This is a genomic window from Psychrobacillus faecigallinarum (assembly GCF_014836595.1).
Taxonomy (GTDB): Bacteria; Bacillota; Bacilli; order Bacillales_A; family Planococcaceae; genus Psychrobacillus; species Psychrobacillus faecigallinarum.
This window is the reverse complement of sequence record NZ_JACSQO010000001.1, coordinates 286,918-309,950: the sequence shown is the minus strand read 5'-3', so window position 1 is coordinate 309,950 and position 23,033 is coordinate 286,918. Positions and strand designations below refer to the sequence as shown.

Below are 23,033 nucleotides of genomic sequence, written 5' to 3'. Positions count from 1 at the left end.
TACATTCGTAAATAGTTGTGCGTATTTAAGGAGATTTTTTTATGACATTGTCTACAACGATTATTACACTTATTGTTAGCTTTCTAGTATCTGTTTTACTTGCCCCGATTATTATTCCTTATCTAAGAAAAATGAAATTTGGGCAGAGTATTAGAGAAGAGGGCCCAGAGTCTCATCAGAAAAAAGCTGGTACACCTACAATGGGAGGATTAATATTTTTAATCTCCATTATTGTGACAACGCTTGCCATTTCCTTTATTTTTGACAAAATTACTACTCAATCCATTGTATTACTATTAATATTAGTTGGATTTGGATTAATAGGTTTCTTGGATGACTTTATAAAAGTAGTTTTAAAACGAAATTTAGGTTTGACTTCATGGCAAAAGCTAATCGGTCAAATCATTGTAGCGATTATCGGCTACTTCTTATTAAAATTAGGACCATTTGATACATCCTTGTCTATACCGTGGACAGATATTAGATTCTCATTAGGTCAATTTTATGTGGCTTTTTTAGTCTTCTGGCTAGTTGGTTTCTCCAACGCAGTAAATCTATCGGATGGACTAGATGGCTTAGTATCTGGTACAGCATCAGTGTCATTCGCTACTTTCGGTGTACTTGCATTAATCTACGAACAAACAGACATAGCAATTTTCACATTTAGTGTAGCAGGTGCATTGCTAGGCTTCCTGTTGTTCAATAAAAACCCAGCAAAGGTTTTTATGGGTGATACTGGTTCTCTTGCTTTAGGTGGAGCATTAGCAATGGTATCTATTCTTGTAAAACAAGAAATTCTTTTACTTATAGTGGGGATTATATTTGTAATAGAAACTTTATCGGTTATTTTACAAGTTATCAGCTTTAAAACAACTGGAAAGCGAATATTTAAGATGAGTCCTATTCATCATCACTTTGAATTGTCTGGCTGGAGTGAGCGTAAAGTTGTAACGACCTTTTGGGCAATTAACTTTATTTCGGCAATGATTGTAGTAATCATGGAGGTAATGTAAATTGAATCAGCTACCATTTGTGTATCATAAAAAAATTCTCGTGCTAGGCTTAGCCAAAAGCGGAACAGCTGCTGCGGAAATCCTACATGACTTAGGAGCATTTGTAACGGTCAATGACTCCAAGCCTTTTGAACAAAATGAAAACGCTCAATATCTCCTATCTAAAGGCTTGACTGTAATTTGTGGGAGCCATCCAGAGGACTTATTGGACGAAGGGTTTAGTTTGATAGTAAAAAATCCAGGAATTCCATATACAAATTCTGTGGTTGCAGAAGCTATTAAAAGAAATATTCCTGTCTGGACAGAGGTAGAGCTTGCTTATCGTATTAGTGAAGCTCCAATAATAGGTATCACAGGATCGAATGGTAAAACTACTACTACAACACTTATTTATGAAATGCTTGCACACGCTCATAAACAGCCATTAATCGCTGGTAATATTGGTACGGTTGCCTCTGGGGTAGCTAAAACGGCGACTAAGGAAAATAACATTGTAATGGAATTATCTTCCTTCCAATTAATGGGAACTGAACTATTGAAACCTAAAATAGCTGTGCTAATGAATTTATATGAGGCGCATTTAGACTATCATAAAACCTATAAGGAATACACCGATGCTAAATTCAATATTACTAAGAAACAAGATGATTCCGATTGGTTTGTTTATAATGGGGAACAAAAAATTGTAAAAGATTATGCAGAAAAAAGCTTAGCACAAAAGGTTCCTTTTTACGTGAGTAAAAAAACAGCCGAAGGAATAAGTGCAGACAATCAATATATTTACTGGAATGGGGTGGAGCTTTTCGAACGCTCTATCATTGCTCTTCGCGGAAAGCATAATTTAGAAAATGTGTTAGCTGCAACTGCAACCGCTATATTGTTAGATTGCTCTTTAGAAAGCATCAAGGCAGTATTGCAATCCTTCCAAGGTGTCAAACATCGTACACAATTTGTTTTAGAATCTAATGGACGTAAATATTACAATGATTCTAAGGCAACAAATACGCTGGCTACTAAAAGTGCTTTAGCAGGCTTTACAGAGCCAGTAGTATGGATTGCTGGTGGGGTAGATAGAGGACATTCCTTTGATGAGCTTATTCCTTACCTTCCAAATGTCCGTGCTTTAGTACACTTTGGTGAAACTAGTGAAAGGCTCCAAAAGTTTGGTGAGGAGAATAACATTCCTTTTGTCAAAAAAGTGTCTAATTTGAAGGACGCTACAAGCTTAGCTGTAGAAGTCTCCCAAAAAGGTGATGTTGTTCTACTTTCGCCAGCTTGTGCAAGCTGGGATCAATATGAAAGCTTTGAACTGCGAGGAGATGAATTCATCGAAATCGTAAAGGCGTTATCGACAAGTTGAAAGGATGAAATAATCGAAAGATAAAAGAAAGTTATTATTCTTATCGTCTGTATTATTTTTATCTATTATCGGTATTTTGTTTGTACACTCTGCTGGCTCTTATTGGAGCGAGGTACATTATCAAGGACAAACACCGTTTGCTTTAAAACAAGGAATGTACCTAATAGTGGGAGTAGCCGGAGCATTTTTTATTCAAAATAAATCATTTTTGCGGCTTACCACATTTTGGCACGTTTTATATATCATATCGGTGGTATTGCTTATAGGGGTACTGATCCCAGGTATCGGTGTTGTACGGAATGGATCGCAAAGTTGGATATCACTTGGTTTCACAAATTTTCAGCCTGCGGAATTATCCAAAATTGCAGTGTTAGGGGTTTTAGCGCTAGCTTTAGCAAAAGAGCCTAAAAACAAAGGCAAACTATATATGAGAAGTGCTTTGTTGCTTTTGCTTCCTATTGGGCTTATTATGGTTCAGCCTGACTTTGGTTCAGCATTTGTATTAGTAGTAGCAGTCTTCATGCTTCTATTCGTTGCAGGACTTCCTTTAAAGTTTTTCTTTGCTATTGGTTTGTCAGGTGTAATCGGTTTAGCTGCCCTAATTATTTCTGCCCCGTATAGGCTAATTCGTATCCAAGCCTTTTTAGACCCTTGGAAAGACCCTCTTGGTTCTGGGTTTCAAGCTATTCAATCTTTACTAGCGATTGGTCCAGCAGGTTTGTTTGGCTTTGGATATGGTAACAGCCGCCAGAAATTCTTATACTTACCAGAGCCACAAAATGATTTCATTTTCTCTATCTTGTTAGAGGAAACAGGGTTTATAGGCGGGTTGATTGTTATTATGGCCTTTGTTGTCTTTTTCACAACCAGCTATACAATGGCGGCGAGAGCAAAGACACGAGAGGCTCAATTAATGATAGTCGCATTAACCTCCTTGCTTGTAGTACAGACATTTTTAAATATGGGCGTTGTGACAGGCTTACTTCCAGTAACAGGGGTAACGTTACCTTTCATCAGTTACGGAGGGTCATCCTTAGTCATGACTTGGGGAATTATAGGAATTATTTTGAATTTGGCAAACACATCTGGTACAGAAGGGAGGCGGTAGAATGGAAAAAATCATCGATATTGAAGATCGTATACCCACTTTAAAAGAAAAAAGAAGACGTAGAACAAATAAAAAATTTTCCATTCTACTTTTTCTCTTTATCTTTACACTGCTCGTTGTTTTGTACTTCCAATCATCCTATAGTCAAATACAACAAATAGATTTGGAAGGATCTAATCTTTTCTCTAAGGAAGAATATATTAAACAGACAGGTCTGACGATTGGGGACTCTATGTGGAGCTTCAAGGAAAAAGATATAGAAGAAGCTTTAGAGAAAAGTGATTGGGTTGAAAATGTACAAGTTAAAAGGAAATGGCTTTCCAGCATACATATCCAGGTAGAAGAATATAAACAGGTTGGATATGTGGAAAGCGAGAATACTCTTCAAATAGTATTGGAGAATGGCAAAACGATAGCTCCAGAAGGACATATTGTTCCTATGGAGGGACCTATTATCACAGGATTCGAAAACGAAAAGATTCGATTACGTCTAATAAAAGAACTTAAAAAAATGAAAAATGAAGTATTATTGACAATTTCTCAAATAAGTTATGTACCGAAAGAGAATGACAAATATTCCATTCAGGTTTACATGAATGACGGGAATGAAGTACAAGCCTTGATTCCATCTTTTTCGGAAAAAATGAATTACTACCCTTCGATAGTTTCGCAACTAAATCCAGATCAAAAGGGCGTAATCGATATGGAGGTAGGTTCATTTTTTGAACCTTATGTAGAGGTTTTTAAGGAGACAACTGAGGAGGAGGCGATTGAAGATGAAGAAGAGGAGACTCCTTAATGTCCCTTTTCGAGGACGAATTCTGATTTCGCTGGTTAGTTTAGTTTTAGGTTTCATTCTAGCTTATTCCTACAGTTTGGCTTCTGCTGATAAAGAAACAGGCGGAAATAGCGATTATTCACTTGAGCTTGAAAAGTATAGAGAAAAGCTGATAGATCAGAAAGAAATGAATAAGGAATTAACAGAAGAAATAAATACAAAACAGCAAGAGATTAGAGAATATGAAAAATCGTTTGTGGAAAGTGAAGAAAGTGTTGAGGAGTTAGTAAAGGAGGCAGAGATGCTTCGTTTGTTAATGGGGGATATGCAGTCGCAAGGAAAAGGATTATCCATTTCGTTGCAGGATGGTGAATATAATCCCTCACAGGAAAATCCAAATGATTATATTGTTCATGAAAGTCACATATTTAAAGTGATAAATGAGTTGAAAATATCCGGCGCCGAGGCCATTTCAATTAATGGACAAAGGCTCCATGCACAATCGTACATAAGCTGTACTGGTCCTGTAATTACCGTGGATGGTAGAGCATTTCCTGCTCCTTTTGTTATAGAGGTAGTTGGAGATCCAAAGGTTTTACTAGCATCTGTAAATTTAGGTGGTGGTGTTGTCGATCAATTAACAAGTGACAATATTGTAGTTACAGTAGAAGAAAAAAGTAAAATAGTCATGCCTGCTTTGCGAGGTGACCAAAATTAACAAAGGTGAAGGAGGCCGAATACATGAAAAAAACCGTCTATATTCGGTTTACTATAATTTTGTTAATCGTTGGTTTTATGATAGCAGTTCAATATAATACAGTAAAAGACCCAGAAACCCGTGATACACGGGATGTATGGGAAATACGACAAGAACTAGCCACGGAAACACAGTTACATTCAGAACTGTTGTCAGAGGTTCGTGTATTAGAGGAAACAGTAGGTAAGTATGAAAATATGGTCAACGCCAGTCCTGAAGTAGCTCTAAATGAAACAATTAAACAGTTAAAGCAAGAAATTGGTTTAGATGAGTTTAAAGGGCCAGGGCTGTCCATTACAATTGAGCCTTCTATAGAGAGTATGATTGTAGGAGAACAAATAGAAGAGATTTCACCAGATTTGTTAATAAGACTCATAAACGAAATTAATCGTTTTAAAGCAGAAGCAGTAGAGGTAGATGGAAAACGAATTATTTATTCCACAGCTATTCGTGATGTAAATGGCAGGACTACTGTGAATAACCTGGCTATCAAAAAGGCCCCCTTCACCATTAAAATTGGGACGCTATCATTTGAAGATGCGAAAAAAATGTATAACCAGCTAGAAGCATCCCCTATTGGCGATGATTTCTATATAGATAATTTGAGACTGACAATAGGTCAACCTGAAAATATCATTACAATACCAGCGTTTGACCAGTCTGTAAATATGCAATTTTTACAAGAAGTTCCAGGGGGAGAGTAGTATTATGTGGTTGCCGTTTTTAGGTTTATTACTTGGGATTTCACTTGGTTTAATGACTGATATTCAAATTCCAGAAATATATGAGAGCTATCTATCCATTGCTGTTTTAGCAGCACTAGATACTTTGTTTGGTGGAATACGCGCACAATTACAGCATGTTTACGATGACAAAGTATTTGTTTCAGGCTTCTTCTTTAATATTGCATTAGCAGCTGCTCTAGCGTTTCTGGGAGTTCATTTAGGAGTAGATTTATATTTAGCGGCAATCTTTGCTTTTGGAGTTCGACTGTTTCAAAATATTGCTGTAATTCGTCGAATTTTATTAACTAAATGGGCAGAAAGAACAAAAAGATAATGATTTAAGTGTCAATTTACTATTTGTTTAGAAAATTTTAGACTTTATATGTTTTTTACAATAGAATAATAAATAAAGAGTTATTAGGAGGTGCCACGGGTGAATCAATCAGAATTGTACGTATCATTGGATATTGGATCGTCTTCCATTAAAGTATTAATAGGCGAAATGAGTGATGACTCGCTGCATGTAATAGGAGTAGGAAATGTTAAATCGAACGGTATACGAAAAGGCACCATTGTTGATATAGATGCAACTGTTCAATCCATTAAAAAGGCCGTTGGTGAGGCTGAGAGAATGATAGGGATGTCCATTCAAGAAATTGTGCTAGGTATACCCGCTAATTTAGCAAATATACAAAATGTCAAAGGTGTAGTAGCTGTCAATCGTGAGGACAGAGAAATAACAGATGCAGATTTAGATCGTGTATTAGAATCTGCACAGGTAATGTCTATCCCACCAGAAAGAGAACTTATTAACATAGCGCCAAAACAATTTATAGTTGATCACTTAGAAGAGATTAAAGACCCTCGAGGCATGATTGGTACTCGTCTTGAATTGGACGGTATAATGATGACTACATCAAAAACAATTTTACATAACGTTCTACGATGTGTGGAAAGAGCTGGTCTTCAAATTAGAGAGATTTACTTACAACCTTTGGCAGCAGGACATTTTGCATTAACAGAAGATGAAAAGAATCACGGAACCGCTTATATTGACATAGGTGGAGGTTCTACAACCATTGCTATTTTCAGAGAAGGGCATTTAGTTAATACTTCTGTTATACCTGTAGGTGGTGACCATATTACTAAAGATTTATCGATTGTCTTGAAAACACCAACTGAACAGGCGGAAATGATAAAATTAAGATATGGACATGCCTTTTACGATGATGCTTCAGATGATGAGTTATTTGAAGTACCAGTTATTGGCGCAGACATGAAAGAACAATATTCCCAACGTTATATTGCCGAAATTATCGGTGTGCGCTTAGAGGAATTGTTCGAGTTAATCTTAGAAGAATTCTACCGCATGGGCTTGCAAGATCTACCGGGTGGAGTAGTTATTACCGGCGGTGTAGCTAAGCTTGAAGGTATTGGTCAATTAGCGAGACATATATTACAATCACGTGTCCGCCTATATACACCAGATTATATCGGCGTTAGGGAACCACAATATACAACAGCTGTTGGCCTTATAAGATATGCCTATAAAGAAGATCTTTTCTATGGTAAAATTGGCAATAGCCATGCATTATCTCAAACGGCACACAATGAAGTAGTAGCAAGTACTAAAAAACAAAAACAACCACAAAAAAATGCAAACAATGAGAACAAAGAGAGTGCAATGAGTAAAGCGAAGAAACTGTTTGACAAGTTCTTTGAATGAAAAAACTTTATCATAGTTGAAAGATATAGGAGGCAATAGCATGTTAGAATTTGAAACAAATGAAGATCAATTAGCAATTATTAAAGTTATTGGAGTAGGTGGCGGCGGTAACAACGCAGTAAATCGAATGATTGAACATGGAGTTCAAGGTGTAGACTTTATTGCGGTTAATACAGATGCTCAAGCTCTTAACATGTCAAAAGCCGAAGTAAAGCTACAAATCGGAGGCAAGCTGACTCGTGGGCTTGGTGCAGGAGCTAACCCAGAAGTAGGAAAAAAAGCAGCAGAAGAAAGCAAAGAGTTAATCGAAGAAGCGCTTAGAGGAGCAGACATGGTTTTCGTTACTGCTGGTATGGGTGGAGGAACCGGTACTGGAGCTGCACCTGTAATCGCTCAAATTGCTCGTGATTTAGGGGCTTTAACTGTCGGAGTAGTAACACGTCCATTTACATTTGAAGGCCGTAAACGCTCTACACAGGCTGTAGGTGGGATTGGTATGATGAAGGAAGCTGTCGATACGTTAATCGTTATTCCTAATGACCGTCTATTAGAAATCGTAGACAAAAATACTCCAATGCTTGAAGCATTTAGAGAAGCTGATAACGTTCTTCGTCAAGGGGTTCAAGGTATCTCTGACTTAATCGCTGTTCCTGGTCTTATAAACCTCGACTTTGCTGACGTTAAAACTATTATGTCCAATAAAGGAGCAGCACTTATGGGTATAGGTATCTCTGCTGGAGAGAACCGTGCTGCAGAGGCTGCTAAAAAAGCAATCTCCAGCCCATTACTTGAAACTTCTATTGACGGAGCTACAGGTGTTTTAATGAATATTACAGGTGGATCTAACCTTTCTCTATTTGAGGTACAAGAGGCTGCGGACATTGTAGCATCTGCGTCTGATGAGGAAGTTAACATGATTTTCGGTTCTGTAATCAATGATAATCTGAAGGATGAAATTGTTGTAACAGTTATTGCTACAGGTTTTAACGAAGAAGTGATTACACAAAAGCAACCAAGAGGGACAGGCTTTGGAGCTGCACGTGCACAACAGGCAGCTACAACTCCACACCGTGAAACTAGAAAAGAAGAACCACAGCCACAACAGCCTTCTTTTCAACAAGAACGTCCAAATCCAACTCATCATCAACAAGACGATGCGTTAGATATTCCGACATTCTTGCGTAATCGTAATCGTAGAAGCTAATCTAAACATTTTATAGATAAAAAGCAATCACCATTAATGGTGGTTGCTTTTTTGTGTTTAATAAAGAATATTAAACACAAAAAATATAGAAAGACGCATTCTTTAATCATTACTAGCTTTTAGGAAGATATTGTATACGTCCTTGGGCCGACATATATGACCGGATAGAAAATTTTATGACCGTTCGGGCGACATATATGACCGGATAGAAAATTTTATGACCATTCGGGAGACATTTATGACCGTTCGGGCGACATATATGACCGGATAGAATTTTTTATGACCGTTCGGGCGACATTTATGACCGTATAGAAAATTTTATGACCATTCGGGAGACATTTATGACCGGATAGAAAATTTTATGAACATTCAAGAGATATTTAAAGTCGAATAACAATTAAATAACCTTTCACTTATTTTTTGCATATTTAGTCTTCTTTCCCCTCTTAAAAGTCTCTTATTTATTAGCTACAATCGTTACTTATTTAATATTTACTTATGGGATTTTGTCGTTTAAAAAATTTACTTTTGGACGTTCCTTTGACAAATTTCTTATAAATTGGGTGTTAAGCTTTTATCAAAAGGAGGAGAGCTATGTACGCAGAAGTTATGATTGCAACAAACACATTTTTCAACTATACCGTTTTAGCGTTTGCAAACAGAATTGGCTGGATTGAAAACCAAAAAAGATACCTGCTTCTGTCGGCCTTTGTTGCGGGAGTGATAACAGTTGTTTTTTCAAATCATTTCAGTACGCTATTTTTAACTTTCTTTCTCATGATAGGAATAGCATTCTGGAAAAAAAGGACACAAATCGTCAAGGCTATTACATTAACTTTACTCGCAAGTATTTTTGCAGGTGGATTACTTACAGCCATTGCCCCAATGTACAGAAACGCTAGCAATTCATTCATGATTCTTAACTATGCAGTTATTGCTACAGGTGGTTTATACCTTCTTACTAAACATGTACTGCACCTTCATATCTCACAAACGGAAAGAGAACTTATTTATCCTTCAAGCATCAAGCTATTCGATCAAACTAAAGAACTCATATTATTTATCGATTCGGGAAACGTATGCACGGAGCCTCTTTCTAATGATCCAGTACATTTTATAGCGGCAGAAGCTCTCAAACCTATCCTTCCAGATACTCTTTACGAAGTGATTAATAGCTGGGATAGTTCGCATTATAAAGGTTTGGATATGCTTCCAAAAGAATATGCCAGCAAAGTACGTTTAATACCGATTGCTACAGTGCAGAAAGAGAAGTCGTGGGTTATAGGTATTAAATATGAAGAATGGATTGTTAACGATCAACCATTACCAAAAGGTTATATTGTTTTAACTAGAGGCAAGGACAAATTTCCTCATGAAGCAGATGGGATATTGCATAGTTCCACTTACTATCATCTTAAAAAAAGGAGTGTTAAATAATGATATTAAATTTGCTACGTCGATTTTACTTTTGGATTCTCTCGTTTAAAAGAAAGGGAGTCCATTATATTGGTGGAAGTGAGTCGCTGCCAAAACCATTGACGAGAGATGAGGAACGTGAAATGTTGTTAGCCTTTATGGATGGAGATGAGCATGCTAGAGACGTATTAATCGAAAGAAATTTACGATTAGTTGTATATATTGCAAGAAGGTTTGATCAAACAAACACTAACATAGAAGATTTGATAAGCATTGGTTCAATTGGTCTTATAAAAGCAGTTGAAACATTTAATTTAGATAAAGGAATTAAACTGGCTACCTATGCTTCTAGATGTATAGAAAACGAAATTCTTATGCATTTAAGAAAAACAAATCGTATGAAATCAGAGGTTTCCTTTGATGAACCATTGAATTCTGATTCGGATGGAAATGAATTATTACTATCTGATATTTTAGGTACAAGCGAGGATTTAATCATCGAGGATGTAGAAAAAAAATTAGAGAGACAGCATGTTTTTGAAGCAATTAACTTATTGGGGAATCGAGAGAAATATATTATGCAATGCAGATTCGGACTCAATGGACAAGAGGAAATGACACAAAAAGAGGTTGCAGATCATCTCGGAATTTCACAGTCATATATATCACGTTTAGAGAAAAAAATCATATTAGATTTAAAAGAAGTGTTGAACGAGCCAATCGCCTAATGGGTGAAATTGGATAGCCGAGCTCGGAATAATCTTTTAACCTCAGGACAAACTGACTAAGAACTATTAAAAAGTCCGGAGGAAGAACTATGACGAGAACAAAAGTAGAATTATGCGGCATTGACACATCAAAGCTTCCTTTACTATCCCATGAAGAAATGAAAGCATTATTTATACGTTTACAGGGTGGAGAAGAATCAGTTAAAGATGAATTAGTTATGGGTAATTTAAGACTAGTTTTAAGTCTAGTTCAACGATTCGCATATAGAGGAGAACAGGCGGACGATTTGTTTCAAGTCGGCTGTATAGGATTAATTAAGTCCATTGAAAATTTTGATTTAAAACATAATGTTCGGTTTTCTACGTATGCGGTGCCTATGATTATAGGGGAGATAAAAAGGCATTTACGTGACCATCATTCTGTACGTGTTTCTCGTTCTTTAAGAGACATCGCTTACAAGGCGATGAAAGCGAAAGAACAATATATTAATGAACATCTGGAAGAACCGACATTAGAAGATTTATCAAAAATATTAGAAATTCCTGTTGAAGATATATTACTTTCTTTAGACGCTATTCAAGACCCTGTTTCCCTACAAGAACCTATTTTTAGTGATGGGGGAGACGCTATCTATATGATGGACCAATTATGCGATAATGATGTATCGGAAGATCAGTGGGTAACATATTTCACCGTAAAGGAAAGCTTTCAGAATTTAGATTCTAGACAACGAAAAATTCTAACGAAGAGAATTTATTTTGGTGCTACCCAAACAGAAATAGCTACAGACTTGGGATTATCCCAGGCTCAAATATCACGTTTAGAAAAAAGTGCGTTATCGACTATTCAAAGCCAGTTAAATCCAAAGTAACTTAAAAAACAAATTGACGCTTTTTCTTCATTCGAAAAAGCGTTTTTTTCTATTTTCATGAATATACTAAGAAAAAGGGAGGGAACTGATGAAATTTTCAGATGCACAGCAAAAAGAAGTCATCGAGGCAAACTCCGGCCAATTGCTAGGGTTTATAGTAGACGCTGAAATAGACAAAGAAACAGGTTTTATAACTTCTTTTATAGTGGAAACTAATGGGGCATACCCCACATTTTTTAATAAAAAAAGAGAAACTAAAAAAATTGACATACAAAATATATCAATAATTGGAAAAGATGTAATAATCGTTTCAAAAAACCGAGAATAGGTACTGTTCTTTATTGATAAAAGGCCATTTCATTGATACAATGAACAAAACAAAAGATGAAGAGTTGGTTTTATATGTCAAATGTGAAAAGTAATTTAATCAGTATCCAAAAGAATATAGAAAAATCTTGCGTACGAGCTAATCGAAATATAAAGGATGTAACTCTGATCGCAGTTACAAAAGAAGTTTCTGTAGAGCGGACAGAGGAAGTTATACAAAATGAAATTTTACATCTTGGAGAGAATCGACCAGAAGGATTAATGAAAAAAATTGAAGCTATTTCAGCTGATGTTAAATGGCACTACATAGGCTCTTTACAAACTAGAAAAGTAAAATCGGTTATTAATGAGATAGATTACTTGCACTCTTTAGACCGGAAAAGCTTAGCTGACGAAATTGAAAAAAGAGCAAGCACAGTGAAAGATTGCTTTGTTCAGGTAAATGTTTCGAAGGAAGAGTCTAAGCATGGCCTTTCTTTAGAAGAAGCCGAGTTATTTATTGATGAACTTAAAGACTATTCTCGAATACGTGTTGTTGGTCTTATGACTATGGCACCTAATACGGATGATGATTCGCTTATAAGACAGGTTTTTCGTGATTTAAAAGAGCTACAAACGAAAATAGCTGCAAAACAACAGCCTCATGCTCCTTGTACAGAATTATCTATGGGTATGTCTGGAGATTATGAAATTGCTATTGAAGAAGGAGCAACATTTGTAAGAATAGGAACTGCATTAGTCGGTAAAGACAAGGAGGATGAATGAGTATGAAAAATTGGGTAAAAAACTTTTTCTATTTAGAAGAGGATGAAGATACATCTGTTCCACAACAACAGCAAAGACCACAGCAGCAGCCTGTAGAACCTCAACAAATAAAACAACAGCCTGCTAAGTCTTACGCTAAGGAACGAAAATTCAATACTGCTCCTAAGGAAACTGCTGCAACCAATCTTGTAAGTATACAAAATATGCAAAAATCCTCTAAGGTAATCTTAATCGAGCCAAGAGTATATGCGGAGGCGCAAGATATTTCTGAGCATTTAAAGAATAAAAAAGCCGTTATAGTTAATTTGCAACGAATCGATAAGGAACAAGGAATCCGAATAATCGACTTTTTAAGTGGAACAGTATATGCTTTAGGTGGAGACATTCAACGAATAGGAACAGATATTTTCCTATGTGCTCCTGATTCCGTAGAAGTTGCAGGTTCGATTTCAGATTATTACTATAACGATCTAGATTAATAGAGGAGTTACTTACAATGGATTTAATATTAGTTTTGTTAGCTCAATTAGTACAAATATACTCATTTGCATTGATTATTTATATCTTTATGTCTTGGGTACCCAATGTACGTGAATCTGCAATAGGGCAGTTTTTAGGGAAAATATGTGAGCCCTATTTAGAGCCATTTCGCAAAATCATTCCACCAATCGGTATGATTGATATTTCTCCGATTGTAGCTATTTTTGTTTTAAATATAGCTATGAGAGGAATTTTATCTTTAGGTCAATTCATTTAACCTCACATTAGTGAGGTTTTTTTGTAGGAGCAAGTGGCTCTTATCGATAAAACCAATGCCAAGCATGTGCTTAAAGCGTAAACAAAGACTTTGATCCATGTCTTATTTTTTGGAAAAGTATCCCTGCAAGGGTGCTAGCGTGTTTTCTTACTATAAATTTCAGCGAGGTCTCAGCAGTATGGAACATCTATTACAGCATTTTAGAAAAGAAGAGCAACCATTTATTGAACAAACCACTAATATGATGCGAGAAGTTGAAGATCGTTATGCTCCAAGGCTAACTGATTTTCTAGATCCTAGGCAGCAGTTTATTTTAAATTCTGTGCGCGGACAATATAGTTCTATTGAGTCAAGTGCAGCAGGAGCATTAGAAGATGCTGAAAGAAAAAGAGTACTTCTATATCCGTCATATTTTGAACCAACAGAAGATGATTATAATATGACTGTAGTTGAAGTAAAATATCCTCAAAAGTTTGTTACCTTAAAGCATAAAGACGTGCTTGGCTCGATGATGTCCCTAGGAATTGACCGGAGTAAATTTGGAGACATTCGAGTGGAGGAAGGCTCGATTCAGTTTGTTGTTGCTACAGAGGTTTTAGATTATGTGAGGGCGAATTTTGTTGGGATTGGGAAAGTGAAGGTTCATATTGAAGTAGTAGATGACTCTTCCAATTATTTCAGACAACACGAGGAATGGGTATCAGAAAATCACACGGTGAGTTCTTTAAGGCTAGATACTGTTATTTCTTCTATTTTCAATATATCTAGACAAAAATCTGCTTCTCTTATTCAAAGTGGTAAAGTAAAGGTCAATTGGACTGAAATAGACCAACCGTCTATGGAATTACAAGAGCTAGATATGATTTCTATTCGTGGATTTGGTCGCATAAAATTATTGATGATAGAGGGAAGAACCAAAAAAGACAAAATAAGACTTCAAATTGGTAGAATAGAGCCAAAAAAATAATTTTCTTAAATTTAATTTGAAATTTAGATGTATTCAACCAGTCTGAAATGTATAATAGAGGGAAGAACATTAGTATGTAAAGGAGATGGATAGGATGCCACTAACACCACTTGATATACATAACAAGGAGTTCAGTAAGGGATTTAGAGGTTACAACGAAGATGAAGTAAATGAATTTCTTGATCAGATTATGAAGGACTTAGAAATACTTATCAAAGAAAAAAAAGAGTTAGAGCTCAAATTAAAGTCCTCCAGTGAAAAGGTTGGTCATTTCACGTCTATAGAAGAAACCTTACATAAGTCCATTGTAGTTGCGCAAGAGGCTGCTGAGGAAGTTAGACGCAACTCACAAAAAGAAGCAAAGCTCATAGTAAAAGAAGCAGAGAAAAATGCAGATCGTATTGTCAACGAAGCTCTTTCCAAAGCTCGAAAAATAGCCTTAGAAATTGAAGAATTGAAGAAACAATCTAAAGTTTTCCGAAATCGCTTTAAAATGCTTGTAGAGGCACAACTAGATCTTATTAATACTGATGACTGGAATCATTTGATGGAGTATGATGTAGATACAACAGCTGTAGATCGTATTTCTGCTACAGAGGAATAAGAGATTTCTTGACTGATGGTCGTACATTTCCTATAATAATTTCATATCATATATATATGCATTGAAAAAGACGTCTAAAAATGATTTCTGTAAAGCGACTTGAGGATGGTGTGAGCTCAAGCAATGAAACGTTTTAGTGGATCACTTTGGAGCAAGGATACTGAATTTTTAAGTGTCTTCGGATTATGTCCCGTTACGACATACTAAGCGGCGGTTACTTTTAGTGATCGCAAGTAGGGTGGTACCGCGAGCATAACTTCTCGTCCCTTTTGGGATGAGGGGTTTTTTTATTTTCCATGAATTATACCAGCACCTGCGAAAAACAAAGGAGGAAGAAAAATGGAGTACAAAGACACACTATTAATGCCAAAAACAGATTTTCCTATGCGTGGAAATCTACCAGTGAAAGAGTTAGATATCCAAGCAAAATGGGAAGAACAGGATATTTATAAAAAAGTTTTAGAAAGAACGGAAGGGCGTCCATTCTTTGTTCTACATGATGGCCCACCGTATGCGAATGGTGATATTCATATTGGGCATGCTTTAAACAAAGTTCTTAAAGACATGATTGTTCGTCACAAATCGATGACAGGCTTCCATGCTCCTTATGTTCCAGGTTGGGATACACATGGACTACCAATTGAACAAGCTCTAACTAACAAAGGTGTTAAACGTAAGGAATTATCACTGGCTGAATTTAGAAAGCTATGTGAGGATTATGCATACCAACAAATTGACAACCAACGATCACAGTTTAAACGTTTAGGCGTTCGTGGAGATTGGGATAATCCTTATGTAACATTAAAGCCTGAATTCGAATCGCGACAAATTGAAGTATTTGGTGCTATGGCTAAGAAAGGTTACATCTACAAAGGATTGAAGCCTGTTTATTGGTCACCTTCAAGTGAATCTGCCCTTGCAGAAGCTGAGATTGAATACCAAGACAAAAAATCTCCTTCTATTTATGTTAGCTTTGCTGTAACAGATGGCAAGGGTGTTTTAGAAGAAGGGACAAAGTTCATTATTTGGACTACTACTCCTTGGACCATTCCTGCAAACTTGGCAATTTCATTACATCCACGAGTAGAATACGCAGTAGTACTAACAAAAGGGAACAAATATGTAATTGCAAAAGACTTAGCAGAATCTGTAGCAGCTGAGCTAGGATGGGAAGAATACTCTATAGAACAAACAATTCTTGGTCAAGAATTGGATCGTCTAGTTGCTAAGCACCCATTATATGACCGTGACTCTTTAATAATCCTTGGAGAGCATGTTACAACAGAATCAGGTACTGGCTGTGTTCATACAGCACCTGGCCACGGGGAAGACGACTTCTACGTAGGAAAAGCTTACGGTCTAGATGTGCTTTGTCCTGTTGACGAGCGTGGGGTACTGACAGCTGAGGCACCAGGCTTCGAAGGACTATTCTATGATACAGCAAACAAAGCAATTACTGAGGCATTAGAGAAAGTAGGAGCATTAGAGAAGCTTACATTCTTTACTCACTCATATCCACATGACTGGCGTACGAAAAAACCTGTTATCTATCGTGCAACTCCTCAATGGTTTGCATCAATTGAGGCTTTCAGAGATGAATTATTGCAGTCTATCCGTAATACTAAATTTACACCAGCATGGGGAGAAACTCGTCTGTATAATATGATTCGTGATCGCGGAGATTGGTGTATCTCTCGTCAGCGTGTATGGGGTGTGCCAATTCCAGTATTTTATGCAGAGGACGGCGAACCAATTTTAACAGAAGAGACTATCTCTCATGTATCAAATCTATTCCGTGAGTATGGTTCAAATATTTGGTTTGAAAGAGAAGCAAAAGAGTTACTTCCTGAAGGGTTCACACATCCACATAGTCCAAATGGAATTTTCACAAAAGAAACAGATATTATGGACGTTTGGTTTGACTCTGGTTCTTCCTACCATGGTGTCTTAGAGGAACGTGATGATTTAGTATTCCCAGCAGATTTATATCTAGAAGGATCTGACCAATATCGCGGATGGTTTAACTCTTCTCTAATTACGAGCACTGCAATGTATGGTCATGCTCCATACAAAGGGTTATTAAGCCACGGCTTCATTTTAGACGGTAATGGCCGAAAAATGAGTAAATCATTAGGGAATGTTGTAGTCCCTGCTAAAGTAATGAATCAATTAGGTGCTGATATTCTACGTTTATGGGTTGCATCTGTAGATTATACAGCGGATGTTCGTGTATCTGATGCAATCATCAAACAAGTTACAGAAGTCTATCGTAAAATCCGTAATACGCTTCGTTTCTTACACGGGAATATTAGCGACTTTAATCCAACAAGTGATCGTGTTGCATTTGAGAACTTACGTGAAGTAGACCAATATATGTATATGAAATTACAAGAGGTTATCAAAACGGTAAGAGCTGCTTATGACCGTTATGATTTTGCTACTGTTTATCACACTGTTAATAACTTTGTTTCTGGTGAATTGAGCTCATTCTATCTTGATATCGCTAAAGACGTTGTGTATATTTACGGAACAGATGACAAAGATCGTCGTGCTATGCAAACTGTAATGTATGATACACTTCTTGCTTTATTAAAATTATTGACGCCAATACTTCCACATACAGCAGATGAGCTTTGGGCTTATTTGGAGCATGAGAAGGAAGAAAGTGTTCAATTAACAGATATGCCAGAAGCTCTTGACTACCCTGCATTTGAAGCACTTGCTCCAAAATGGGAAAAAATCATGGGATTACGTGATGATGTATTAAAAGCATTAGAGGAAGCTCGTAATGCGAAAACAATTGGTAAATCATTAGAAGCAAAAGTAACATTGTATGTTAGTGATGAATATAAAGCGTTGTTCGACACAGACGCAATTGATTTCGCGCAACTGTTTATCGTATCTAAGTTTGTTTTAGGTGGTTCTCAATCTGAAGCACCAGCAAACAGTTTAGTGCTTGAAAATTCATCCGTTGTAGTTGAAAAAGCAGACGGAGAAAAATGTGAGCGTTGCTGGACTATTGCTGAAACAGTAGGAGAAAGTGAAGCTCACCCGACACTTTGCTCTCGCTGTGCAGAAGTAGTAGAAAAACATTACGTATAATATATACAAAGTGGCCCTATGCTAAATAGGGCCACTTTTTTTAAAAAATTAAGACAGAGCATTTGATTAGAAAGATAGATCACATGAATATGAATTACACTAAAAGTTTGAATAATAGATAAAAGAATTAATTTTTTCTTTTGTAAATCATAGATGCTCTTTTACGTAGGATAGGTTTCTATGGTAAACTATTGTAGATTGTTTAATATTATTCAGCAAAAATCTTTTTAAATAATTAGTGGGTGGATATAATATTCACTGCAACAAACGTAGAGAGGTCTTTAAGGCTTATTTGATTATCGGGGGAATTAATGTGTGGAAATTTTATGGACTAGCAGCATTTGTCATTGCATTAGATCAATGGACAAAATGGCTTGTTGTTAAAAATATGACGCTTGGTGAACAAATTATGATTTGGGACCCATACTTTGCACTGCTTTCACATCGTAATCGTGGTGCTGCATGGGGTATGCTACAAGGACAAATAGGTTTTTTTGCAGTTATCACTGTAGTTGTGATTGTTGCGATTATTTATTACTTTCATAAGGAAGCAAAAGGGAAACCTCTTTTTCAAGTAGGATTAATGCTTTTATTAGGAGGAGCAATTGGAAACTTTATAGATCGACTTTGGAAAGGTGAAGTAGTCGATTTTGTAGATGTACTCATTCCGGTTGTTAACTATGATTTTCCGATTTTTAATATTGCAGATGCTGCCCTAACATTAGGAGTTGTAGTTGTAATTATTTTTATACTACGAGAAGAACGAGCTGAAAAGAAAAAGGTGAAATAATGGAAGAATTAACGTTTATTATTGAAAAGGACCAGGAAAAAGAGAGAATTGATAAAGCGATTGCCTCTTTTGAAACAGATTGGTCCCGTACACAAATTCAAAATTTTATAAAAGATGGTAGTGTTTTAGTCAACAATGAGCCCGCAAAAACGAGCTACAAGGTAAAAGAGGGCGATGTAATTGTAGTAACTCCACCAGAAGCGGTTGAGCTAGATATAGTTGCAGAAAACTTGAATCTTGAAATCGTTTATGAAGACGAGGATGTAGTGGTAGTGTACAAGCCACGAGGTATGGTTGTTCATCCTGCTCCTGGCCATCTAAGTGGTACGCTCGTTAATGGTCTAATGCATCAAATTAAGGACCTTTCAGGTATCAATGGAGTTTTACGCCCAGGAATTGTCCATCGTATTGATAAAGATACAACTGGCCTTCTAATGGTTGCTAAAAACGATGTTGCCCATGTTTCGTTAGTTGATCAGCTAGTAAAGAAAACAGTTACTCGTAAATACACTGCACTTGTTCATGGACATATCGCGCATGATAAAGGAACAATTGATGCGCCGATTGCTCGTGATAAAAAAGAGCGTCAAAACATGGCGGTTGTGGATAACGGTAAGCATGCTGTAACACATTTCCGTGTTTTAGAACGTTTTAACAAATTCACTTTAGTGGAATGTCAGTTGGAAACTGGAAGAACGCATCAAATTCGTGTTCATATGAAGTATATCGGTTATCCATTAGCAGGAGATCCTAAATATGGACCGAAGAAGACTATAGATTTTAATGGTCAAGTTCTACATGCAGGAGTTCTCGGTTTCATACAGCCAAGAACAGGGGAGTATTTAGAATTTTCTTATCCGCTACCAGAGGACTTTACAGATTTGTTGCAAGACTTGCGAAAACAATCATTGCCAAAAGAAGAATAGTCCGTTATACTAATTACAATAAATTGAATAGCTTCACCTTTAATAACAGTCCAGAGAGGCTGAGAAGGTACATGTGAAAGTGACTCACTATTATTCTGCGGATTAATAGGTTCACTATATCTTATCGCGCACATACAACCTCTTGAGCTTCTCTAGCTTAAGAGGTTTTTTATATTATGGATAGGAGGATGTAATCGTATGGAAGAAAAGGCAAGCATATTGGATGAGCAAGCTATCAACAGGGCACTCACTAGAATTGCCCATGAAATTATTGAACGTAACAAAGGAATTGAAGAGTGTATATTAGTAGGGATAAAAACTAGAGGTACATTTTTAGCGCAAAGACTTGCAGAAAGAATCGTAAAAATTGAAGGTAAACCAATCAAAACGGGTGAGTTAGATATTACATTGTATAGAGATGATTTATCTTTAAAAAATGCTTCTAACGAGCCACTCGTACAACAAGTTGATATTACACATGATGTTACAAACAAAAAGGTTATTTTAGTAGATGATGTTCTGTTTACTGGGAGAACGGTTCGAGCAGCGATGGACGCAGTAATGGATTTAGGAAGGCCATCCCAAATACAACTTGCCGTGTTGATAGATAGAGGTCACAGAGAGCTACCAATCCGAGCAGATTATGTAGGTAAAAACATTCCTACCTCTAGTAGTGAAAAAATAGTGGTTAAAGTTACAGAGACGGACGAAGTAGATGCTGTAACAATATTTGAATAATCCTAGAAAGGTGGGGACCTTAAATGTCGAAAGCGATATTAGATGTAAATGATAAACCTACAAGCGGACAACTGATCACTCTAAGTTTTCAGCATATGTTTGCGATGTTTGGCTCAACAATATTAGTACCACAGCTTGTAGGGTTAAGTCCCGCAATCGCGTTACTGACTAGTGGTATAGCAACAATCATTTTCTTAATGATAACCCGATTTCAAGTGCCGGCTTATTTAGGTTCCTCATTTGCTTTCATAGCACCAATTTTATTGGCAGTAAATGGACTTGGCGAATCGGGTAAAGCTATTAATCCAGGTAATGCAATGATTGGAGCAGTATTTGTAGGTTTAGTATATGGTATTGTGTCACTGATCATTTGGAAAAGTGGATACAAGTGGATTATGAAGTTATTGCCACCAATCGTTGTTGGTCCGGTAATTATGGTTATTGGTCTGGGATTAGCAGGAGTTGCTGTGGACATGGCGATGAATATCACAAATGTAGACACAGGTTTAAAAGAGTATAGTTTCTTACATTTTTCTGCTGCACTTGTAACATTGTTTACAGCAATCATTTGTACTATCTTTTTTAAAAACATTATTAGTACCATGCCAATTTTGATTGGCTTAGTAGTTGGATATCTCTATTCTATCCTAATTGGAATTGTAGATTTTACTCCTGTTAAAGAGGCAAGCTTCCTAGCGTTACCCGATTTCTTAGTACCAGGAGTTCATTATGATTTTGAAGTTACTTCTAAAATCTTGCTCATTATGGTTCCTATAGTCATTGTTACTATCTCTGAACATATTGGGCATCAATTAGTATTAGGGAAGGTTGTAAATCGAGACTATATTAAAGAGCCTGGTTTACATCGCTCACTTCTTGGAGATGGGTTAGGAACATTCGTAAGTGCTTTAATCGGTGGTCCACCAAAGACTACTTATGGCGAAAATATTGGTGTGTTAGCCATTACACGAGTTTATAGTGTGTACGTAATAATGGGAGCAGCAGTTGTTGCAATCTTGCTATCCTTCTTTGGTAAAGGAATGGCGCTTATCACAACAATACCTACCGCAGTTCTCGGAGGGGTATCTATCCTGCTGTTTGGGATTATTGCTTCTAGTGGGTTGCGCATGCTAGTAGAAGCAAATATTGATTTTGGAAACAGTCGCAACCTAGTTATTGCATCTGTTATCTTAGTAATCGGTATTGGTGGAGCTAAATTTATCGTAACGGAAGCATTAAGTATAGAAGGAATGGCACTAGCTGCCATCGTTGGAGTAGTTTTAAACTGGATTCTTCCTGGAAGAAAAGAAGCTGAATCATCTGGAAATGACACAATAGAATAATGACCTTTTAATAAGTTGAACAGAGAGTCAGCGAAGGGTTCGGACCAAAAAAGAGATTTTTACTTATAGAATCTCTACTTTGGTTATGCTTAACGGACCTTCTCGAATTTTTCGAGGAGGTTTTTTTATAAAAGAAAGGCGGATATTCATGAAAAATTTAGTATCAATGAAAGATTTGTCAGTTGAACAAATACTAGCTATTTTAAAACAAGCACAAGCGTTTCGTGAAGGCGCCGTCTCAACTTTAAAAAACAAATATACAATGGCTAACTTATTCTTCGAACCGAGTACAAGAACGAAAATGAGCTTTGAAATGGCTGAAAGAAAGCTACAGCTGGAGGTGTTACCTTTTGATGCGGGTTTTTCTAGTACATTAAAGGGTGAGACACTATATGACACAGTAAAAGTACTAGAATCTATAGGCTTGGATGCATTAGTTATAAGACATGAACAAAATAACTATTTCAATGAACTGGTAGGGAAAGTGAGACCTGCAATCATCAATGGAGGGGACGGCACTGGAAACCATCCCACTCAAAGCCTTTTAGATATCTTTACTATTTGGCAAGAATTTGGGGGATTGAAGGATAAAATAGTCACAATAGTAGGGGACATAGCGCATAGTAGAGTGGCAAGATCGAATGCAGATGCTTTAACTAGGCTAGGAGCTAAAATTCATTTTGTGTGTCCACGTGAATGGCAAGCAGAATTTGAAACTACTAATAGTTTTGATGATGTAATTGAAGTAAGTGATGTTTTAATGATGCTACGAGTGCAACATGAAAGGCACGATGGTTCGATATCATTTTCAAAGGAAGAATACCATCAATCCTATGGTCTGACTTTGGAGCGAGAAAGCAGGATGAAAGAAGGATCAATTATTATGCACCCTGCTCCGTTTAATCGTGATGTGGAAATTGCAAACGAATTAGTAGAATGTGAGCGTTCTAGAATTTTTAAGCAAATGGAAAATGGTGTTTATATCCGAATGGCTGTTATTGAGATGATCTTGAAAGGGAGAGAATAA

23 protein-coding genes, 1 pseudogene and 1 other annotated feature are annotated in these 23,033 nt (G+C 36.7%); all 24 genes and pseudogenes read left to right on the top strand.

Going from position 1 to position 23,033, the window contains the following annotated elements:
* Nucleotides 1-41 precede the first annotated feature (41 nt).
* The gene (gene mraY / locus H9650_RS01610) at nucleotides 42-1,013 is read left to right on the top strand and encodes a phospho-N-acetylmuramoyl-pentapeptide-transferase (RefSeq protein ID WP_144537957.1); all 972 of its coding nucleotides are present in this window, start codon (nucleotides 42-44) and stop codon (nucleotides 1,011-1,013) included.
* Nucleotide 1,014: 1 nt separating this feature from the next.
* Nucleotides 1,015-2,373 carry a UDP-N-acetylmuramoyl-L-alanine--D-glutamate ligase gene (gene murD / locus H9650_RS01605; protein ID WP_151110638.1) on the top strand — a complete coding sequence of 453 codons (1,359 nt, stop codon included), beginning with the start codon at nucleotides 1,015-1,017 and terminating at the stop codon, nucleotides 2,371-2,373.
* A 49-nt stretch (nucleotides 2,374-2,422) separates the two neighbouring features.
* Nucleotides 2,423-3,481: pseudogene (locus H9650_RS01600) on the top strand (FtsW/RodA/SpoVE family cell cycle protein); the annotation flags it as partial.
* Nucleotide 3,482: 1 nt separating this feature from the next.
* Nucleotides 3,483-4,280 (top strand): cell division protein FtsQ/DivIB, encoded by a 798-nt coding sequence (locus H9650_RS01595; RefSeq protein ID WP_144537960.1) that lies wholly within the window; start codon nucleotides 3,483-3,485, stop codon nucleotides 4,278-4,280.
* Nucleotides 4,258-4,977 (top strand): DUF881 domain-containing protein, encoded by a 720-nt coding sequence (locus H9650_RS01590; RefSeq protein ID WP_144537961.1) that lies wholly within the window; start codon nucleotides 4,258-4,260, stop codon nucleotides 4,975-4,977. Before H9650_RS01595 ends, H9650_RS01590 begins: the two co-directional genes overlap by 23 nt.
* A 23-nt stretch (nucleotides 4,978-5,000) precedes the next feature.
* Nucleotides 5,001-5,720, top strand: coding sequence for a DUF881 domain-containing protein (locus tag H9650_RS01585; RefSeq protein ID WP_144537962.1), 720 nt, complete (start codon nucleotides 5,001-5,003; stop codon nucleotides 5,718-5,720).
* A 4-nt stretch (nucleotides 5,721-5,724) separates the two neighbouring features.
* Nucleotides 5,725-6,075, top strand: a complete 351-nt coding sequence (locus tag H9650_RS01580; RefSeq protein WP_144537963.1) for a small basic family protein — start codon at nucleotides 5,725-5,727, stop codon at nucleotides 6,073-6,075.
* Nucleotides 6,076-6,174: 99 nt separating this feature from the next.
* On the top strand, nucleotides 6,175-7,467 hold the full coding sequence (gene ftsA / locus H9650_RS01575) for a cell division protein FtsA (protein ID WP_144537964.1): 1,293 nt from the start codon (nucleotides 6,175-6,177) through the stop codon (nucleotides 7,465-7,467).
* A gap of 40 nt (nucleotides 7,468-7,507) precedes the next feature.
* Nucleotides 7,508-8,671, top strand: coding sequence for a cell division protein FtsZ (gene ftsZ, locus H9650_RS01570; RefSeq protein ID WP_144537965.1), 1,164 nt, complete (start codon nucleotides 7,508-7,510; stop codon nucleotides 8,669-8,671).
* A 594-nt stretch (nucleotides 8,672-9,265) separates the two neighbouring features.
* The gene (locus tag H9650_RS01565) at nucleotides 9,266-10,108 is read left to right on the top strand and encodes a sigma-E processing peptidase SpoIIGA (protein ID WP_191696413.1); all 843 of its coding nucleotides are present in this window, start codon (nucleotides 9,266-9,268) and stop codon (nucleotides 10,106-10,108) included.
* A complete protein-coding gene (gene sigE / locus H9650_RS01560; protein ID WP_144537967.1) occupies nucleotides 10,108-10,815 on the top strand; it encodes an RNA polymerase sporulation sigma factor SigE in 708 nt (235 codons plus the stop codon). The genes H9650_RS01565 and sigE overlap by 1 nt, the downstream gene beginning before the upstream one ends.
* Before the next feature lie 89 nt (nucleotides 10,816-10,904).
* Complete coding sequence (gene sigG / locus H9650_RS01555) at nucleotides 10,905-11,687, top strand: RNA polymerase sporulation sigma factor SigG (protein WP_144537968.1); 783 nt, start codon at nucleotides 10,905-10,907, stop codon at nucleotides 11,685-11,687.
* 88 nt (nucleotides 11,688-11,775) lie between these two features.
* The gene (locus H9650_RS01550) at nucleotides 11,776-12,015 is read left to right on the top strand and encodes a PRC-barrel domain-containing protein (protein WP_191696412.1); all 240 of its coding nucleotides are present in this window, start codon (nucleotides 11,776-11,778) and stop codon (nucleotides 12,013-12,015) included.
* 74 nt (nucleotides 12,016-12,089) lie between these two features.
* Entirely contained in the window at nucleotides 12,090-12,779 is a 690-nt protein-coding gene (locus H9650_RS01545) for a YggS family pyridoxal phosphate-dependent enzyme (protein WP_144537970.1), read from the top strand.
* Complete coding sequence (locus H9650_RS01540) at nucleotides 12,776-13,258, top strand: cell division protein SepF (RefSeq protein WP_191696411.1); 483 nt, start codon at nucleotides 12,776-12,778, stop codon at nucleotides 13,256-13,258. The genes H9650_RS01545 and H9650_RS01540 overlap by 4 nt, the downstream gene beginning before the upstream one ends.
* Nucleotides 13,259-13,275: 17 nt before the next feature.
* The gene (locus tag H9650_RS01535) at nucleotides 13,276-13,536 is read left to right on the top strand and encodes a YggT family protein (RefSeq protein WP_144537972.1); all 261 of its coding nucleotides are present in this window, start codon (nucleotides 13,276-13,278) and stop codon (nucleotides 13,534-13,536) included.
* Nucleotides 13,537-13,714: 178 nt separating this feature from the next.
* Nucleotides 13,715-14,503 carry a YlmH family RNA-binding protein gene (locus H9650_RS01530; RefSeq protein WP_191696410.1) on the top strand — a complete coding sequence of 263 codons (789 nt, stop codon included), beginning with the start codon at nucleotides 13,715-13,717 and terminating at the stop codon, nucleotides 14,501-14,503.
* 94 nt (nucleotides 14,504-14,597) lie between these two features.
* Nucleotides 14,598-15,107 carry a DivIVA domain-containing protein gene (locus H9650_RS01525; protein WP_144537974.1) on the top strand — a complete coding sequence of 170 codons (510 nt, stop codon included), beginning with the start codon at nucleotides 14,598-14,600 and terminating at the stop codon, nucleotides 15,105-15,107.
* 52 nt (nucleotides 15,108-15,159) lie between these two features.
* Nucleotides 15,160-15,378 (top strand) — a binding site (T-box leader).
* Nucleotides 15,379-15,446: 68 nt separating this feature from the next.
* Nucleotides 15,447-18,209, top strand: coding sequence for an isoleucine--tRNA ligase (gene ileS / locus H9650_RS01520; protein ID WP_191696409.1), 2,763 nt, complete (start codon nucleotides 15,447-15,449; stop codon nucleotides 18,207-18,209).
* Nucleotides 18,210-18,522: 313 nt separating this feature from the next.
* Nucleotides 18,523-18,999 carry a signal peptidase II gene (gene lspA, locus H9650_RS01515; RefSeq protein WP_144537976.1) on the top strand — a complete coding sequence of 159 codons (477 nt, stop codon included), beginning with the start codon at nucleotides 18,523-18,525 and terminating at the stop codon, nucleotides 18,997-18,999.
* A complete protein-coding gene (locus H9650_RS01510) occupies nucleotides 18,999-19,925 on the top strand; it encodes an RluA family pseudouridine synthase (protein ID WP_144537977.1) in 927 nt (308 codons plus the stop codon). Before lspA ends, H9650_RS01510 begins: the two co-directional genes overlap by 1 nt.
* A 198-nt stretch (nucleotides 19,926-20,123) precedes the next feature.
* A complete protein-coding gene (pyrR, locus tag H9650_RS01505; protein ID WP_144537978.1) occupies nucleotides 20,124-20,663 on the top strand; it encodes a bifunctional pyr operon transcriptional regulator/uracil phosphoribosyltransferase PyrR in 540 nt (179 codons plus the stop codon).
* Between the two features lie 23 nt (nucleotides 20,664-20,686).
* Complete coding sequence (locus H9650_RS01500; RefSeq protein ID WP_191696408.1) at nucleotides 20,687-22,006, top strand: solute carrier family 23 protein; 1,320 nt, start codon at nucleotides 20,687-20,689, stop codon at nucleotides 22,004-22,006.
* A gap of 148 nt (nucleotides 22,007-22,154) precedes the next feature.
* Complete coding sequence (locus H9650_RS01495) at nucleotides 22,155-23,033, top strand: aspartate carbamoyltransferase catalytic subunit (RefSeq protein WP_191696407.1); 879 nt, start codon at nucleotides 22,155-22,157, stop codon at nucleotides 23,031-23,033.

Excerpts from the sequence above, each read along its gene's own strand:
- H9650_RS01565 (WP_191696413.1), top strand. The coding sequence starts at position 9,266 with ATGTACGCAGAAGTTATGATTGCAACAAACACATTTTTCAACTATACC.
- H9650_RS01550 (WP_191696412.1), top strand. The coding sequence starts at position 11,776 with ATGAAATTTTCAGATGCACAGCAAAAAGAAGTCATCGAGGCAAACTCC.
- H9650_RS01525 (WP_144537974.1), top strand. The coding sequence starts at position 14,598 with ATGCCACTAACACCACTTGATATACATAACAAGGAGTTCAGTAAGGGA.
- sigG (WP_144537968.1), top strand. The coding sequence starts at position 10,905 with ATGACGAGAACAAAAGTAGAATTATGCGGCATTGACACATCAAAGCTT.
- H9650_RS01585 (WP_144537962.1), top strand. The coding sequence starts at position 5,001 with ATGAAAAAAACCGTCTATATTCGGTTTACTATAATTTTGTTAATCGTT.
- H9650_RS01540 (WP_191696411.1), top strand. The coding sequence starts at position 12,776 with ATGAGTATGAAAAATTGGGTAAAAAACTTTTTCTATTTAGAAGAGGAT.
- H9650_RS01535 (WP_144537972.1), top strand. The coding sequence starts at position 13,276 with ATGGATTTAATATTAGTTTTGTTAGCTCAATTAGTACAAATATACTCA.
- H9650_RS01500 (WP_191696408.1), top strand. The coding sequence starts at position 20,687 with ATGTCGAAAGCGATATTAGATGTAAATGATAAACCTACAAGCGGACAA.
- H9650_RS01545 (WP_144537970.1), top strand. The coding sequence starts at position 12,090 with ATGTCAAATGTGAAAAGTAATTTAATCAGTATCCAAAAGAATATAGAA.
- mraY (WP_144537957.1), top strand. The coding sequence starts at position 42 with ATGACATTGTCTACAACGATTATTACACTTATTGTTAGCTTTCTAGTA.
- H9650_RS01580 (WP_144537963.1), top strand. The coding sequence starts at position 5,725 with ATGTGGTTGCCGTTTTTAGGTTTATTACTTGGGATTTCACTTGGTTTA.
- H9650_RS01510 (WP_144537977.1), top strand. The coding sequence starts at position 18,999 with ATGGAAGAATTAACGTTTATTATTGAAAAGGACCAGGAAAAAGAGAGA.
- H9650_RS01590 (WP_144537961.1), top strand. The coding sequence starts at position 4,258 with ATGAAGAAGAGGAGACTCCTTAATGTCCCTTTTCGAGGACGAATTCTG.
- H9650_RS01495 (WP_191696407.1), top strand. The coding sequence starts at position 22,155 with ATGAAAAATTTAGTATCAATGAAAGATTTGTCAGTTGAACAAATACTA.
- sigE (WP_144537967.1), top strand. The coding sequence starts at position 10,108 with ATGATATTAAATTTGCTACGTCGATTTTACTTTTGGATTCTCTCGTTT.
- ftsZ (WP_144537965.1), top strand. The coding sequence starts at position 7,508 with ATGTTAGAATTTGAAACAAATGAAGATCAATTAGCAATTATTAAAGTT.
- H9650_RS01530 (WP_191696410.1), top strand. The coding sequence starts at position 13,715 with ATGGAACATCTATTACAGCATTTTAGAAAAGAAGAGCAACCATTTATT.
- H9650_RS01595 (WP_144537960.1), top strand. The coding sequence starts at position 3,483 with ATGGAAAAAATCATCGATATTGAAGATCGTATACCCACTTTAAAAGAA.
- ileS (WP_191696409.1), top strand. The coding sequence starts at position 15,447 with ATGGAGTACAAAGACACACTATTAATGCCAAAAACAGATTTTCCTATG.
- pyrR (WP_144537978.1), top strand. The coding sequence starts at position 20,124 with ATGGAAGAAAAGGCAAGCATATTGGATGAGCAAGCTATCAACAGGGCA.